The organism is Methanolobus sp., assembly GCF_016278365.1.
In the GTDB taxonomy this organism is placed as follows: Archaea; Halobacteriota; Methanosarcinia; order Methanosarcinales; family Methanosarcinaceae; genus Methanolobus.
On record NZ_JADQBZ010000010.1, the window covers coordinates 16,014 to 31,524 of the forward strand.

The 15,511-nt window shown below is 45.3% G+C and carries 13 protein-coding genes; all 13 read right to left on the minus strand.

Going from position 1 to position 15,511, the window contains the following annotated elements:
- Positions 1–35 precede the first annotated feature (35 nt).
- Entirely contained in the window at positions 36–1,238 is a 1,203-nt protein-coding gene (locus tag QZZ22_RS11415; protein ID WP_292464969.1) for a glycoside hydrolase family 57 protein, read from the minus strand.
- Positions 1,235–2,365, minus strand: a complete 1,131-nt coding sequence (locus QZZ22_RS11420; protein ID WP_292464970.1) for an alpha-amylase — start codon at positions 2,363–2,365, stop codon at positions 1,235–1,237. The genes QZZ22_RS11415 and QZZ22_RS11420 overlap by 4 nt, the downstream gene beginning before the upstream one ends.
- 12 nt (positions 2,366–2,377) lie before the next feature.
- Complete coding sequence (locus QZZ22_RS11425) at positions 2,378–3,304, minus strand: mechanosensitive ion channel family protein (protein WP_292464971.1); 927 nt, start codon at positions 3,302–3,304, stop codon at positions 2,378–2,380.
- Positions 3,301–4,011 (minus strand): DUF432 domain-containing protein, encoded by a 711-nt coding sequence (locus tag QZZ22_RS11430; RefSeq protein ID WP_292464972.1) that lies wholly within the window; start codon positions 4,009–4,011, stop codon positions 3,301–3,303. The genes QZZ22_RS11425 and QZZ22_RS11430 overlap by 4 nt, the downstream gene beginning before the upstream one ends.
- 16 nt (positions 4,012–4,027) lie before the next feature.
- The gene (gene corA, locus QZZ22_RS11435; protein ID WP_292464973.1) at positions 4,028–5,092 is read right to left on the minus strand and encodes a magnesium/cobalt transporter CorA; all 1,065 of its coding nucleotides are present in this window, start codon (positions 5,090–5,092) and stop codon (positions 4,028–4,030) included.
- Positions 5,089–6,252 (minus strand): glycosyltransferase family 4 protein, encoded by a 1,164-nt coding sequence (locus QZZ22_RS11440; protein ID WP_292464975.1) that lies wholly within the window; start codon positions 6,250–6,252, stop codon positions 5,089–5,091. The genes corA and QZZ22_RS11440 overlap by 4 nt, the downstream gene beginning before the upstream one ends.
- A gap of 98 nt (positions 6,253–6,350) precedes the next feature.
- Positions 6,351–8,147 (minus strand): glycosyltransferase, encoded by a 1,797-nt coding sequence (locus tag QZZ22_RS11445; RefSeq protein WP_292464976.1) that lies wholly within the window; start codon positions 8,145–8,147, stop codon positions 6,351–6,353.
- A gap of 93 nt (positions 8,148–8,240) precedes the next feature.
- A complete protein-coding gene (locus QZZ22_RS11450; protein WP_292464978.1) occupies positions 8,241–10,955 on the minus strand; it encodes a cation-transporting P-type ATPase in 2,715 nt (904 codons plus the stop codon).
- Positions 10,956–11,031: 76 nt separating this feature from the next.
- A complete protein-coding gene (locus QZZ22_RS11455) occupies positions 11,032–11,670 on the minus strand; it encodes a MarC family protein (RefSeq protein WP_292464980.1) in 639 nt (212 codons plus the stop codon).
- Positions 11,671–12,221: 551 nt separating this feature from the next.
- Positions 12,222–13,178, minus strand: coding sequence for a cation diffusion facilitator family transporter (locus QZZ22_RS11460; protein WP_292464981.1), 957 nt, complete (start codon positions 13,176–13,178; stop codon positions 12,222–12,224).
- 193 nt (positions 13,179–13,371) lie between these two features.
- The gene (locus QZZ22_RS11465) at positions 13,372–13,575 is read right to left on the minus strand and encodes a hypothetical protein (protein WP_292464982.1); all 204 of its coding nucleotides are present in this window, start codon (positions 13,573–13,575) and stop codon (positions 13,372–13,374) included.
- A gap of 193 nt (positions 13,576–13,768) precedes the next feature.
- Positions 13,769–14,638, minus strand: a complete 870-nt coding sequence (locus QZZ22_RS11470) for an ATP-binding protein (RefSeq protein ID WP_292464983.1) — start codon at positions 14,636–14,638, stop codon at positions 13,769–13,771.
- 1 nt (position 14,639) lies between these two features.
- The gene (locus QZZ22_RS11475; RefSeq protein ID WP_292464984.1) at positions 14,640–15,485 is read right to left on the minus strand and encodes an ATP-binding protein; all 846 of its coding nucleotides are present in this window, start codon (positions 15,483–15,485) and stop codon (positions 14,640–14,642) included.
- Positions 15,486–15,511 lie beyond the last annotated feature (26 nt).

Genomic DNA, 15,511 nt, shown 5'->3' on the forward strand with positions numbered 1-15,511 from the left:
CTATATCTCCCCCAAGATGTGCTACATTCTTGCTGTTAGTGCCTGATTTCCTTTAATTTTCGGAATACCATTTCCTTGAAATCCATCATTGCAGCCATGAAATTGATTCCTGCCTCATAGGGTGAGGAGTGTATACTGAAATATGAGTGTATGTCACCATCACCTAGCCACTTTGTGCTCATGTAATAGTAGTGGTCCGAGGTTAGCAGGTGTTTCCATATCTTTAGGAGCTCCGGATCCCCGGTGGCTCTCACATAGGGCCCGAGCAGTTTAGCTTCCTCGAAGCAGCGCCGTTGCATATCATTGCCAAGCCAGGCGCTGGTATCTCTTTCAATATCTGCCCATGAAATGGTGGAGAAATCCCCTGCATCGATATCACCTGCAGGGGTGTATCTGCTTACAGTCTCCGAAGGAGTAAGGAATTGCATTCCACGGTCTATGACCTCGCCCGGGAGCGCTCTCAGGAAGGCGAATATGCCTGTATCCATCCACTGGTGCTCTCCGAATGTCTCGTAATCCATAAAGATGTTGGCCGTCTCCCCTGCACTGCGGGACACCCAGTCAGCCCATTTATTTGCAGTTAGCGGATACTCTTCCCACCAGCGCGATGAAAAGCGATAACCAATATCATCGCTTAACTTATAGTTCCTGAGCAGTACTGCTATGTTGCCATCTCTGGCTTTGTATACATGATTTGGCGAGCGGCCTTCAAGAACCCTCTCAATACCTTCTGTAAGTATGGCTTTGTATCCCATTTTTTCAGCAAGGGCAGCTATGCTGTTGTTGTACAGCAGTTCTGTGTTCCTGAACACCTTAGGTTCAAAACCCAGCAGAGTTGACATTGCTGCACGGTGTTCCGTCACCTGTTCAATGAACTCGTCACCTGACTCGAAAAGTGATGCAAGGGAATGATAATAGGTCTCATCGATGAATTCCATGCACCCGGTATCAGCAAGGTCCCGGAATGTTTCCAGCACATCTTCTCCCCATCTTTCACACTGGCTCAGGAGAGTGCCTGTGACAGACATACTTAGTTTCAGCTTCCCTTCGTTCTCATCGATAAGTTCCAGTATGGTGCGATTTGCAGGCAGATAACATTTTTCTGCAACCCTCCTGAATATCTCCTTATTGACATCATCATCGAAATATCTTCCAAAGCCTGCTGACTTGCTGTCAGGCCAGAACCATTTGAGCCTGTATGGCTGGTGCACCTCAAAGTAGAAACAAACGGATCTCATTTGCCTGCCTCTGTCAAAGCACGTTTCATATCAGAAAGTATGGAGAAATTATTGACCGCTTTCTCGTATCCCAGACGCTGGCTTTCAGCATTCATCTCAAGGAAGATGTCGCTCTGCTGAAGGTAGCGGTATATGGTCTGCAGCTTAGTATGGTCATCATGCATTTTAAGTTTATCAAGTTCCTCCCCGATGCTCTGCAATTCATGCATATAGAGATGCTGAGCATGATTTCCTAAAAGATTATGCATTCCATAACGTGCAGTTTTCTTTGAATGCAGGGAAGGTAATTCTTCCTGCCTGAACCTGCTGGCGGCATCTTCCGGGAACACCATCTCAATACCACGTACTGACAGGCTTCCCGGCAGGTCTTTCAGGAACTGCACGATTTCAGCATCTCTCTGCAGGTGGATATGAAGTGAATCATACCTGATGTATAACGTTATTACATCCCCTTCCATGGCAGCTATCCATGAAGCGAATTTTTCGGCTATCAGCGGGTATCCCGGCCATTTCCTGTCCGAGAGCCTTTTCTCAACATCCTCGCTCAGGTCAATTTGACGCAGCAGGGTTGGAACACTATTTTTGTACACATAAGCCGGACTACATCCGTTCACTATATTATGAGATCCTTCTGAGATAAAACACTTAAAACTGAAATCCCTGCAGACCTCAATTGTCCTCTGTTCAAGAAGCAGTTCCGGATTGATGAACACAGCAGGTTTTATACCGAACAGCTCTTTCAGGGAATCCATGTGCATACTGACCTGCCCCTTAAACTCTTCAAGACCTGGGAATAGGGGACAGACCGAATGATAGTAAGGGGATGCTGCAAGGTTTGCCCCTCTATTCACAAGCTGCCTGAAACTGTCAAGTATCGCAGGCTCCCATTTGCATTGTTCCAGAAAGACCCCGGATATATCAAGGGTGTACCTGCCTCCGGCTTCCATGGAATCCATTAATGCATTATTCAGGATACTGACATCCTCTTTCAACCTGATGAAACTATTGTATGTTTTTTCCATCTCAAAATACTTTTCAAGAGCCGGAGCTCCATATCCCTCGCGCGGCCAGTACCATCTAAGGGGTAATGGAAGATGGACCTCAAAACACACGCAGACAGCTTTCATTTGCTTTCTCTCTCATTCCTTTGTTCCTTCCTGCAACTGAGGGAGGTTATTTGTCATCTCTTCTGTCAGAACATCACTTTCTTCTTCAGGAAGATGATCTTTTCCATTGCCTGAAAGTTTCCTTGTCTGTAATTCGCCTGCGAACCACACGGTCCTCTGCGGGAAGGGTATCTCTATCCCATGTTCTTCCAGTGTCTTTTTAATGACCAGGAGAAGCCTGGTTTTCATCTCGTACCACTCTGTGATCGGAGCCCATATCCTTACTATTATATTGATCGAGTTATCACCAAGGTTGTTCACAAAGATGCTGGCGGGAGGATCTATCAGAGCAAAGGGTTCGCTATCTATGATCTCCTGAATGATACGGATAGCTTTTTCCGCATCATCGCTATAGCGGATTCTCACAACATACTCAAATCTCCTTGTAATGTTAGCAACGTAATTAGTTATATTAGTTGTGAATACCGTCTGATTAGGTATCCGCATGTATAGTCCTTCATAGGTCCTTATGATTGTGGAGAATATGTTGATATCCTCCACGAATCCGACATTATTGTCAATACTGACCTGGTCACCTATCTTTATAGGTCTTTCAACTATCAGGAAAAAACCCGATATAAGGTTTCCCACAATGCTCTGGCTCGCAAAACCAATAACTATACCCAGCACTCCTCCTGTAACCAGAATGCCTGAGCGTTCTATTCCTGTCAGCGGGAGAATGAACACTACAATAGCCAGTGTTATTATACCGTAATAGCCTACCTTAAGCAGGATATCAAGATGTCCCTTGTCGATCTTGTCCTTAAGCGATCTCTGCAGGTATATCGTCAACCCTTTTCCAATGGCAATGGCAATAATGAGTACAAATACTGCACCTACCGTGTTGAACACGATACCAGGAATGGTTGGCAGGGAGCTGATAATTTCGGTAACGTTCATATCCCATGCTCCATAATGCCTTTAATGCTGCTAAGCGTCAGCTTACGGGCAGTGTATAGTTCCATGGACCTCCTGAATTCAGGTGTCGTAGTATATGTCATGAAGCCAGTTTCAGCCAGGTTCCTGCTAACAACCCTCATGAAAGCTCTCATTGATGTGCGATCAGTTCCGTAATATATTTTCATGCCAAAGGCATTGAACACGGATTTCTTCACTTCTATCCAGTTATTTGTGTCATTTATGATATCAAGTTCGATATCTCCCTCGTATCTGATGTCCAGATTGGGGTAGGATGCGAATACTTCGCTCTTCCAGTACCTGCACATTATCCCATGGTTCGGGGTCCCATAAAGGGTGTATTTGGACATGTTGAGGGTGAACATATCGATAAGTTCGTGTTCTCCTTTCCTGCTACTGATGAATATACCCATTTCCACAGGGAATGTAAGGTATATCTTTTGCTTGCTTGCGGGCCCTATCATTATCGGCCGTTCGAAATCTATAAGCAGGAAAGATGTTATCGGCTTTGGCAGGTTCACAGGCTCGATGGGGTTGATCAGGAAATCCCCGTCAGCATCAAGGATCAGCTTTTCGGTGGTCTCATAAGCGCAGGTCCTTCTGTATATCAGGTTCCCTTGCTCTTTTTCCACCGATATCTCATGGCCTTCGTAATTAATAGTGAAAGGGGGAGTATATTTGTCAAACATTTGGATCAACTATTGTTTAAAGCCACCTTTTCCTGCGGAAATACACTAACATTGAAACGGATATCAGCGCCATTATTGTCCAGGCTGCCGGATATCCCCATTCCCAGCCCAGTTCAGGCATATGCTCGAAGTTCATGCCATAGACACCTGCTATGAAAGTTAGCGGGATGAAAATGGTGGCTATTATCGTCAGGGTTTTCATGACCTCGTTCATCTTATTACTAACGCTCGAGAGATAAACATCCATTATGCCGGAAGTAATATCGCGATAAGTTTCTGCAGTCTCTATTATTCTTATGGTGTGATCATACAGGTCCTTGATGAACACCATTGTCACGTTCTCGATAAGCGGAGACTCGGAGCGATCCAGCCTGTTTATGACTTCTCTAAGAGGCCATACAGACCTGCGAAGATAGATTATCTCTTTTTTGATCCCATGGATATCCTGAAGGATCACAGGTGTGGGATTCTCTATCATATCATCCTCAAGCACTTCCAGTAATTCTCCTATCTTTTCCAGCACAACGAAATAGTTGTCTACTATCGAGTCCATCAATGCATAAGCAAGGTAACTGGAACCTACTGAACGGATGCGACCCTTTGAGGTCCTTAATCTTTCTCTTACGGCATCGAAAGTATCTCCTTCGGCTTCCTGGAAGGAGATGACAAATCCCGGACCCAGAATGATACTGACCTGTTCAGCTTTCACGTCCGAAGTGTCCTCGTCGAACTGCAACATCTTCAGTACCAGATAGATGTAGGACCCGAAGTCCTCCATCTTGGGACGCTGGTCTGTGTGGACGATGTCTTCCATTACCAGGGGATGCAGTCCAAAGTGCGCTCCTACCTTCTCAATGATCTCTACCTGATGCACACCATCGACATTTATCCAGGATACGGTTTCTGTGTCCTTACAGAGGAAGCAGTCTTCGATGTTCTCTACGGTTTTTTCCTCAAAGGTATCCTTATTATAATCGATCAGAGTGATCCTGGGATTACCAGTTTTTGCCTCGCCTACATGGATGATTGTTCCCGGAGCAAGACCTGCTTTTTTCGACGCTCCTGATGCTATTTTTCTCATTCGATTGCCTTCAGGTAGACCTCGGTTGTTTTTTCTGCTATCTTGTCCCAGTTGTATTTATCCTTAAGGAGTTTCCTTCCTTCCATGCCAAGCTGCCCGTCAGCATAATTGTCAAGCACATGATTGATTCCCCATGCAATGGAATCAGGTGTCTGGTATACTGTCACTCCATTATGGAAGTTGTCAATAAGCTCTACTGCATTTGTCGCAACAATATTCTTACCTGCATCCCATGCTTCCAGCAGCACTATCCCGAATGGCTCGTTACGGCTTGGAACGCACATAAGGTTACAGGAGTTCACCCACTCCTTTTTCGTATTTTCACTTGCATAGCCCAGAAAGTGGCAGCTGCTGTAAACACCAAGCTTGCGTGCAATATCCTCGCATACTGGTCGCATCTCACCTTCACCTATGAGGACGAATCTCACATCCCACCTGTTCTCAAGGACTTTCGGTATGGCCCTGACGAGAAGGTCCGGTCCTTTCTGATAGTTCATACGGCCCACGAACAGGACCACAGGTGCATAAGGGTGAATGCCATAAGCGGACTTCACTTCTCCCGGAACGACCTCCATCCTCATCTTGTTCTCAGTGAGTCCGTTGGGTATTATCGATATCTTGTAGTCGGGTATCTGGTAGAGGTGCTGGATCTCAGCTTTCAATGCCCGGGAGGTGGAAATGACCTGCGATGACTCATATCCTTCTCTCCATTCCCTGTGGCTGATCTCAATAGCTTCCTGCCAGTTGCCATGAACGTTGCCGTTCCTTCCCCACTCTGTGCTATGGTAAGTAGTAACAAAAGGTATACCTGCTTCAGCTTTTAGCCTGCTGACCACATTCACAGGATGCCAGTCATGTACATGCACAACGTCAAAATTGCCGAACCTGTGCACACTTTCCCAGAAAGCAGAGTGCATGGCATCACACATGCTGTCCATCTGTTGCACTATACCTCCATAGAGCGAATGATCTACCCTGTGATAATGGACCCCGTTGACAATATCATAGGGGTTCATATCTTTATTTCGGGTGAATATGTGTACTTCATGGCCTCTTTCTGCGAGGGCTTCTGCAAGTTCTGAAACATGAGGGGCAAGTCCTCCCACATTCACCGAGTAAAGGCTTTCCCATGCGAACATCGCAATTTTTAATGTTTTCATAATATTACTCCCATCAAATAATATATTTCAGGCTCTGTTCAGAAGGTGATAAATGCAGTGTATGATAAGGAAATAATGATTATGTACTTCTGACATGTTCACTCCATCCTTGTTCCCGTGAGAAGTTCATAATATTCCCTGGTCGGTGCTCTCCAGTTCATGTCTTTTGCAAGCAGGCTGGCCTCCTGGCAGAGCAGGTTGTACTTGACCTTGTCAGCGATGTAAGTGTCTATAAAATAATCCATGGCAAGAGCATAGTCAGCTATGGATTCAATATAGGCAAGATTGATGTTGTCAACAACGATCACCCCTCCCATTCCCATAACAAGTCGTTTGAGAGTATTGAGGGCGTCGCTGAAACCGCATATTTTGCTAACTATGCTTGGTGTCGCCTCTTTCCCGGCTTCCAGTCCAGTTAGCAGGAAGGGTTCATACTTCGAAGGGAAGATACCGGCAATGCAGCCAGACATAAACTCATCAGTGGTCATATTAAGTCCGCCGTCATGCTCAGAGAGCCACTGGGGATAAAGTACTGCAGCAACATGCCTTTTTCCATCCGGAACATGAGTGCAATCAAGTCCTTTGGATTCTATCATTTGCTGGAGTCTTATCTCTTCTCCTATAAGGACCTCTTCAGGCAGATAAATGGGAAAGTTCTCAGGAGTATTTGTTTTTGGTCCATGGGCAGCTACAATGAAACAGATCACTCTGTAATTCTCGTCAAGTTGCCCTGCATCTATCTCGGTCTTTACCATTCTGTCCAGTACGACAAGGGAATCAAGCAGGTCCGGATAACCTTTATTCTCGACCTCGATACGGGAGATAGAGAAAATAGGCACGATCCTGTCCGGAGGGATGACCTTGCTGTCAAATACGTTGTATATTTTCTCTGAAAGGAATTCCTGTATCTTCTTTCGGTTAGCGGTCTTTTTGGCCCATTGGATGTCGCTGCTGGGTAGGTCTATGCCGTTACGTACTACTATTGGGTCAATGCCGTAGAACAGTTTCACTTCTTTGCGTGTAGAGTCCCCGACAGCGGTAACTACATCGGCATGTGATGAAAGGGATTCAAGTTTTGCGAAACTGGCGGGTACTCCGCTGTCCCAGGAACTGTCCTTTTCTCTCACTTTTCGGACCGAGCGGTGGCCTGCGACCCTGCCGGGTATCGTAGCATGGTACGTTGCAACAGTATGTACACCCGCCCCCAGCTTCTCAAGCCGTGCGGCCGCATAGAATACCCCAAATTCATGGCAGTGAAGGGAAACCTGCACTGATGGCAAAAGAGAGGCTGCAAATTCTGAGACTGCCTTATCACTATATTCCGAGTCATCTTTTCTACCGGCGTTTACAAGTAAGCGGACAAGTTCCGATATAGCATAGGACAGATTGAGATAATGTGTGTATTCCATACCATTATTCAGGCTTTCATAATGCAGCGAGTCCAGTCCAATGAGATCATATGCCTCAGCTTTTACCCTGCTTGAAAGGCACATGCGCTCTTGCTTGTATTCAGAACTGATAACATTAAAGTCGTTTGTTTTGAACATAACATAAATAATATCAATATCACTCACTTTGCCGGAACCCACATGTGTCTCTATGCCCTGGGAATTAAGCTGTTCCAGAGCGGAAAGGAGTTCTTCTTCGGGCTCATAGTCACTGAAGATACTCATATCAGTGATACGGTTCAATCCCTTGTTCCAGTCAGCTCCGCTGTGCCCGTAGTAAGGTCCTGCAACTATGATCCTCGGTACTTTTCCTTCCCCTATGTCACCGTCCTTTATCATTTGTGCAAGGTTTCTTGCTTCAGCATCAATAACATTCCAGATGCCTCCCATCTTATTCGATCTTGGCCCTGCTTCTTCACCTGCTATGACTATGAACCTGCTTTCCATTATTTCCAGCTCCCGTTTTCACATTTTCTTTATATTGACTATGATATATCAAAATATCTGAAAAGTTTGAATTGGAATCGTTTTCCAAAAGTATTACCATCCGAGCAAATTACGGACTCGTGCTGAGCCATGGTTTATGAGATATTTCCTTATCTCATCTGCTGCAAACAGTAGCAATGCAAATGGCACTGCCAGCAGTACATATTCCAGTGGAATAGGTGCAGTATTGAATATCGTGTTTGCAAAAGGATAGAAGATTATGAAGGCCAGTATCAACAGTTCACTGGCTATACCAATGAGTACCATCCTGTTGCTGAAAATCCCCTTTGTGAAAACCGACTGTCTACGAGTCCTTGATGTGAACACGTTTGCTATCTGACATATGATCACTGCGGCAAAAAAAGCCGTTATGGCCTGCCGGTAAAGGGGGTCTGCAACATCAAGCTGTTGTCCCCAGCTCCAGCCTCCATCTGTCAGCACTGCAAAGTAGCAGACAAAGCCCGCAGCCGCTTCTATCGGACCTTTAAGCCCGTAGGATGTCAGTAACACCTGAGGTGTGAGAAGTTTCTCTTTGCCTGAGCGGGGTGGACGTTTCATGATATCCCCTTCGCCTCTTTCCACGGCAAGTGCGATCGCTGGCAGTATGTCCGTACCAAGATCTATTGCGAGTATCAACTGCACGTTCATGGGCAGAGGTAGTGCGAGTAACATAAAAGCTATGAAGGGAAGTATTTGGGGGACATTGCTCGTCAGGATATATGCAATGAACTTTTTGATATTGTCAAAGACTGTCCTTCCCTCTTCCACAGCATTGACAATAGTTGCAAAGTTATCATCAAGCAGGACCATGTCTGCAGACTCTTTCGCAACATCGGTACCGCTGCCCATGGCAACTCCCATATTTGCATTCTTGATAGCAGGGGCATCGTTAACACCGTCCCCTGTCATTGTGACTATTTCGCCCGCCGACTGGAAAGCTCTTACTATCTTTAGTTTCTGTAAAGGGGATGTCCGGGCGAATATTATACTTCTTGCCTGTAGTCTGTGGCCGAGCTCCTCCGCTGACAATAACTCAAGTTCCGGACCTGTTATCATTACCGGCTCACCTTTCTCATTGGTGAGCCCAACCATCGAGGCTATGGACCTTGCTGTTACAGGGTGGTCCCCTGTTATCATAACAACTTTTATTCCCGCGCGGTAACATCTGTTGATCGCATCTTTTGCCTCGGGACGCGCAGGGTCCAGGGCGCCGGAGAATCCCAGAAAAATGAAGTTTTCCTGATATTCTCTCACCTCTCCGGCTTTCCTGAATGCATATGCAAGTACCCTCTCACCCCTTTTTGCCATTTTCAGGTACTCATTCTCCAGTTCCCTTTTATCCTTTTCAGTGAGCTCCTTCTCTTTTTCTTCTACCATTATTCGGTTACACATTTCGAGGAGCACCTCAGGGGCACCTTTTAGATAAGAATCCATATTCCCTTCAGGGGTCTTGCAGATAACCTGCATTCTTTTTATTTTAGAATCGAAAGGATATTCGGCTAATCTGGGATACTCGCTCTGCAGATTCTGGATATCTTTGAATCTGTCTATGTAGACGAGCAGTGAGCCTTCAGTGGGATCACCTCTGTATCCCGGCTGTTCATCCGACAGTCTTGAATTATTGCACACAACAGCAACACGTAAAAGCATTTCAGGCGGTATTTCGTCTTTTTTGGCATCCGTGTAACCGGAACCTGTATACACTGAGTTCACAGCCATTTTGTTCTGTGTAAGTGTTCCTGTCTTGTCGGTACAGATGACCGTGGTCGAACCCAGGGTCTCTACTGATTCAAGCTGCTTTATCAGGGCATTCCTTTTAGCCATCCTTTTGGAGGCCAGGCTCAGGGCAAGCGTCACTGTAGGTAAAAGTCCTTCGGGAACGTTAGCAACGATAATACCGATGGCAAATATAAGGCTGGCAAGAAAAGTATCCTGGATAAAAAAACCAAGTATGAAGAATACTATTCCCAGAAAGATAGCAATTGAGGATATTATCTTGACAAAACGGTCCAGTTCTTTACGTATGGGAGTCTGTAGTGATGTCGTCTCTTCTGTAAGCAGGGACAGTTTTCCTATCTGTGTATCAGAACCCGTACTAAAAATGACGGCTTCCCCGTTGCCTGTCTGCACAAGGGTACTGGAGAATACCATGTTCCTGCACTCCAGCATGTCATCATGTGTACATTCAAGGGATCTTAACTGGGGTTCAGCTTCCCCGGTTATCGGTGAATTGTCAACTTTCAGGCTGTTCTGGAGGATAAGCCTGCCATCGGCCGGTACCTTATCACCCTCTTCCAGGTAAACGATATCGCCTACTACTATCTCAGAGGCAGGAAGTTCTACTATGTTTCCATCACGCCGTATCCTGGCAGTTGGCGGCATGAGATTCTGGAAACTTTCCATTATCTTTTCGGCCTGGTATTCCTGTATGAACGTGAAGGTTGCGTTAAGTATGACAACTCCGAGCAGGGCGATAGCAATGAATATGTTGCCCTGTCCCGGGTCCAGGTATTCAGCAGTGAATGATAGTGCAGAACCAAAAAGCAACAGAATAGCAAAAAAGTTCCCGTATTGTTTGAAGTACTTTCTCAGCAGGCTTTCTTTCTTCTTTTTCTCAAGTACGTTAGCGCCACATCTCTCTTTTCGCCGCAGTGCCTCTTCCGACGAGAGCCCTTCAGCTCTTGTATTAAGCCTTTCAAGTAACTCTTTAGATCCGATAGTATGCTCGTCACCTATAGAGGTGCACTGAAAGTTCTCCTTTTTTGCCACCCTGCTCCCCTAACTAAGAAAGTATGCAGGGATGCCATAAAAATGTTACTCATCATTTGTAATTTAAATGCAATGTTTACGGAGTACTGAATGATAAATATGTATCCCATAATCCGGTTGCGATAAAATTAACGGCCAGGGCTGCAAGCAGAAGGCCCATGAGTCTTGTGAATACCAGCATCCCGGTGTATCCCATGAATTTGTATATCCTTCTTGAGAACCTGAAAAGTACAAGGCTGATGGCGAATGTAATTAATATGGATATAATCACACTGATACTTTGCACCACGGAAGCTGCACTGCTCATCAACACGATCACCGTGGATATAGTGCCAGGTCCCGTAAGAAGAGGCAGAGCTATCGGGAATATCCATATGTCGCTGCGGTCAATGGAGCTATCTATCTCGTTTGCAGTTATGCTTTCGCGGGAAACTTTCCCAAGTATCATATCAAACGCCACTACAAAGAGAAGGACACCGCCAGCTACCCTTAGTGAGTGTATGGTTATGCCGAAGAAATCCAGGATGAGACCTCCTGTAATTGCAAAAAAGAGGGCGATTATGCAGGCAAGTGTCACTGATTTATTTGCAATTGTATTCTTTTCATCAAACGTTATGCTATTTGTGAGTGAGACAAAGGTCACCACTCCGCTCAGGGGACTGACTATAGCGAAGAGGGAAAGAAAAGAACCAAGGAAGAATGCCATGTCCTGCACTGTGATTACTCCATACGTTTTTAAAAGACATTCTTACTATACATATCGTTTGTGGTCTGGAATAATTCATTTGTGGGAGTATTCAGATTCATTATTCAGTATTTAAATTACTTATCATAATTAACTACATTTATTCTTTATTTTAGTTACTTAAAAAAGAAGTGCTGAAGTTCCAACGGCGTTATAATAAATGGCTTTGTATGAATATAGTATGTCTGGTCCTATTCAGTAGCCATGCATAATTCACCAAGGTTTAGGTTATATAAAAACAGATCCTAGTATATGTTGCGGGCAGTGGGGTGCTCGCAAATGCGGGAGTGGATTAATTGAGAGATGTTGGGGAACATCTCGGATTCGTAAGGAGAGAGGCGCCTTAAAGCGTGGTGGTTTCCAGGCGCCTCATCTTATCTTGAATTGTACTGTTTTACCTTCAAAAGTGAATACTACTATAAAAGTGAATCGAATTCTTCGTCACATTTGCCTGAGAAGGGCATATTCCCAATGATTATCTTTCCTTTTATCCGTTTCAGGTACTTTTCTCTGAACGACATTCATACCTGTATGCTGCATTTGCCGGAAGCCTCTTCAGGCTCAACATGAATTGTCGTGCCGGAAAGATATGTCACATGCCGTGTCAGTGAGTCCCTTACTTCTCTGGTTATGTCATGACCTTCTTTTACAGAAAGACCGGAATCTACAGCAATCGTTATTTCCGCATGCATCCTGTGACCTATCCATCTGACCTTTACATCGGTGATCTCCATGACTGTTTCTATGTGATCGATGGCATGTAATATATCATCAACTACTTCCGGATCGACACTGTCCATTAGCCTTCCAAAGACCAGTTTCCCCGAATCCCAGAAGACTTTCAATATGGCGACGGTTATGAAGATCGCGGCTATTGGGTCTGCAAACGGATAGCCAAGCCAGACCCCGATGGCTCCCAGCAGGACTGCCAGGCTTGTCAGTCCGTCGCTACGGGCATGATATCCATCTGCCATAAGTGCGGCGCTACCAATCTCCTTTCCAATCTTTATCCTGTACTGTGCTATCATTTCATTGCCTGCAAAACCCACTATGCCCGCCAGAGCAACAACTTCCACGTAGGCTATAGTCCTCCCTGGATCAAGCAGGAGTGTAGTGGCGTTATATGCAGCAAATAATGCGCTGAAGAGGATCAGGGCGACTATGGCCAGTCCGGCTATATCCTCCGCACGCCCATATCCGTATGTGAACCTTCGGTTTGGCTTCCTGTTAGCTATAGAAAAGGCTATCCATAAAGGTACGGTAGTCACGGCGTCGCTAAAGTTATGAAACGTATCTGCAAGCAGCGCCGCACTGCCTGATATATACACAATGACAACCTGAATAACTGCAATCACAGCCAATCCCATAAAAGATATTTTGACGGCTTTTTTTCCCTTCTCCGTACTCAGGATCAAAGGGTCGACAGTCCCATGCTCGCCTGCATGTGCAGCGTTTGGCTTATCGGGAAATACTTTCATAATAACCTGTCCTTTGCTCCATACTCCAAGTCCTGACCCCCTCTCCTTTTCTTCTTATGAGCGATATTTATATATCTCATTTCCGGTTTTGCATTATTCCAATCTGTCAGGCGGACCTGCATTCTCCTTTAATGTTATTACTGGCGGAGGTATGCATAAATCCGGTTAAATCAAACTCACTTGTGCTATTATCTCACTTATCAATAATATTTTGTGCATATCTATATATATAAGTTATTCCTATTACCGCCTCAACCGGAGTGAAGTAATACTCGGGTATTAGTGGCATGGGGTCTATTTCCATCAAAACTACCTCCAATACTACCTCCAACATACTACCACCATTTGCCCATCCACTAAGGGAGGGCTCTGCCAATGGCCGAGCTCTCTCCTCCACACAATTCCCTGCACCAGTTTACTTGCTTTTCACTCATACCTTAAGGTAAGTCGTTTTCTTTCTTGCAAGCTACATGATCACAATTTTAGATAAAAGCTCCAGCTCTGCGAATCCACACTCAACAAGCAAGTAAATCGCATTTTCAAAAACAAATGACCAGTGAGGGATAATTTAACGAAAAAAGATAAAGGGGCTATTCTGAGATCAGTCCGCTATGAACTCTGTGCCAGATGTCCTGAACAGTTCCTGCAAAAGAATCATCTTTATATTCAATGACTGTTTTACCTTCCAGCATCGCTTTAGTGGGAATCTCGCTTAGTGGGAGTTTCCCTACAACATTGACATCTTTTTTCCTGCAATATTCTTCAATATATGCTGTCTTTTCTTTATTGATGTCATATCTATTGATGCATACAACCGTCTTTATCCTGAAATGGGCAGCGACCTCAATTACTCTTTCAAGGTCATGTATCGCTGAGACACTTGGTTCAGTGACGATGAAAACAAGGTCTGCGCCGGAGATGGAAGCTATCACGGAGCAGCCGATTCCCGGGGGTCCATCTATAATGATCAGGTCGGTATTATGCAGTGCAGCCATCTCTGTCGCGTTTTTCCGCACCATTGAGACCAATTTACCTCCGGTCTCTTCTCCGATCCCTAAACGTGCATGAACGAAAGGACCGAACCGGGTCATGGACCTGTATATCTCCCCTGATTTATGTTCCTTCATTACGATCGCCTCTTGCGTACAGACAAGCGCACAAACTCCACAGCCTTCGCAGGCATGTGCATCGATGACAAAGTTTTCAGTGATGGCACCAAATCTGCATCCTTTTCTGCATAATCCACAAACAGAACATCTATTCTGATCGATCGAAGCAACTTTCATGCCATAGAAATCCAGCTTGCTGGTCATTACAGGATGCAGTAGCAGGTGAAGGTTCGCTGCATCCACATCACAATCTGCTATAATGGCGTTACCTGCAAGAGAAGCAAAAGCTGCTGTGAGGGTGGTTTTACCTGTGCCGCCCTTTCCACTGATAACAGTTATTTGTTTTATCATCTCAAAACCTGCCTGTCAGTTCCTGCAGCTGCCTGAATGTATCTTGGAACCTATCTTTCCAGTGAGGCATTCGAAGCACAAAAGGAGTACCCTCAGAGTATAATTGAGCTATCCTTATATCGTAGGGTATCTTCATAAGCACTGGAATGCTGTTCTCAGAACAGTAGTCCTCCACTCCATCATTGCCGGTGCCATACCTGTTGATAATCACTCCATGTGGTAATTGCAGATCTTTTACAAGGTCTACAGCAAGCATCAGATCGTGCAATCCAAAGGGAGTCGGTTCTGTGACAAGTATGCAGTAGTCTGCCCCTGTTATAGAAGAGATGACCGGACAAGAAGTACCCGGGGGTGAATCTATGATCACTGTTCTGCTATTATCAATGTGACCTTTCAGGGTACGTATAATGGGCGAAGCCATCGGTTCACCGATATTCAATACTCCCTGATATAGTTCTATTCCATGGGTATGAGAAGCTGATCTTTCAATGGAACCAATCACCTGGATCGTTTCGGAGATTGCACCTTTCGTGCATGCAATGGAACATGCGCCGCAGCCGTGGCATAGTTTGGGAAAGAGAATGACACCTGTTAATAATACGGCAAGGGCATTGAAGCGACATGCTTCTGCACATTTGCCGCATGAAGTGCACTTATCTTTAGAAATCGCAGGTACCTGTATCCCTACATCCTCTACTTTTTGAAGTGGGTGACCAAGGAACAGGTTGCAGTTTGGTTCCTCTACATCGCAGTCAAGGAGCTGGACGTTTTCCAGGGACAGTGCAAGGTTCACGGAGACAGTAGTCTTGCCGGTTCCGCCTTTCCCACTTGCTATTGCTATCCTCATGGAGCCTCAGCTACTTGCACGAATAA

Excerpts from the sequence above, each read along its gene's own strand:
- QZZ22_RS11415 (WP_292464969.1), bottom strand. The coding sequence starts at position 1,238 with ATGAGATCCGTTTGTTTCTACTTTGAGGTGCACCAGCCATACAGGCTC.
- QZZ22_RS11470 (WP_292464983.1), bottom strand. The coding sequence starts at position 14,638 with ATGATAAAACAAATAACTGTTATCAGTGGAAAGGGCGGCACAGGTAAA.
- QZZ22_RS11425 (WP_292464971.1), bottom strand. The coding sequence starts at position 3,304 with ATGAACGTTACCGAAATTATCAGCTCCCTGCCAACCATTCCTGGTATC.
- QZZ22_RS11445 (WP_292464976.1), bottom strand. The coding sequence starts at position 8,147 with ATGGAAAGCAGGTTCATAGTCATAGCAGGTGAAGAAGCAGGGCCAAGA.
- QZZ22_RS11460 (WP_292464981.1), bottom strand. The coding sequence starts at position 13,178 with ATGAAAGTATTTCCCGATAAGCCAAACGCTGCACATGCAGGCGAGCAT.
- QZZ22_RS11475 (WP_292464984.1), bottom strand. The coding sequence starts at position 15,485 with ATGAGGATAGCAATAGCAAGTGGGAAAGGCGGAACCGGCAAGACTACT.
- QZZ22_RS11440 (WP_292464975.1), bottom strand. The coding sequence starts at position 6,252 with ATGAAAACATTAAAAATTGCGATGTTCGCATGGGAAAGCCTTTACTCG.
- corA (WP_292464973.1), bottom strand. The coding sequence starts at position 5,092 with ATGAGAAAAATAGCATCAGGAGCGTCGAAAAAAGCAGGTCTTGCTCCG.
- QZZ22_RS11420 (WP_292464970.1), bottom strand. The coding sequence starts at position 2,365 with ATGAAAGCTGTCTGCGTGTGTTTTGAGGTCCATCTTCCATTACCCCTT.
- QZZ22_RS11430 (WP_292464972.1), bottom strand. The coding sequence starts at position 4,011 with ATGTTTGACAAATATACTCCCCCTTTCACTATTAATTACGAAGGCCAT.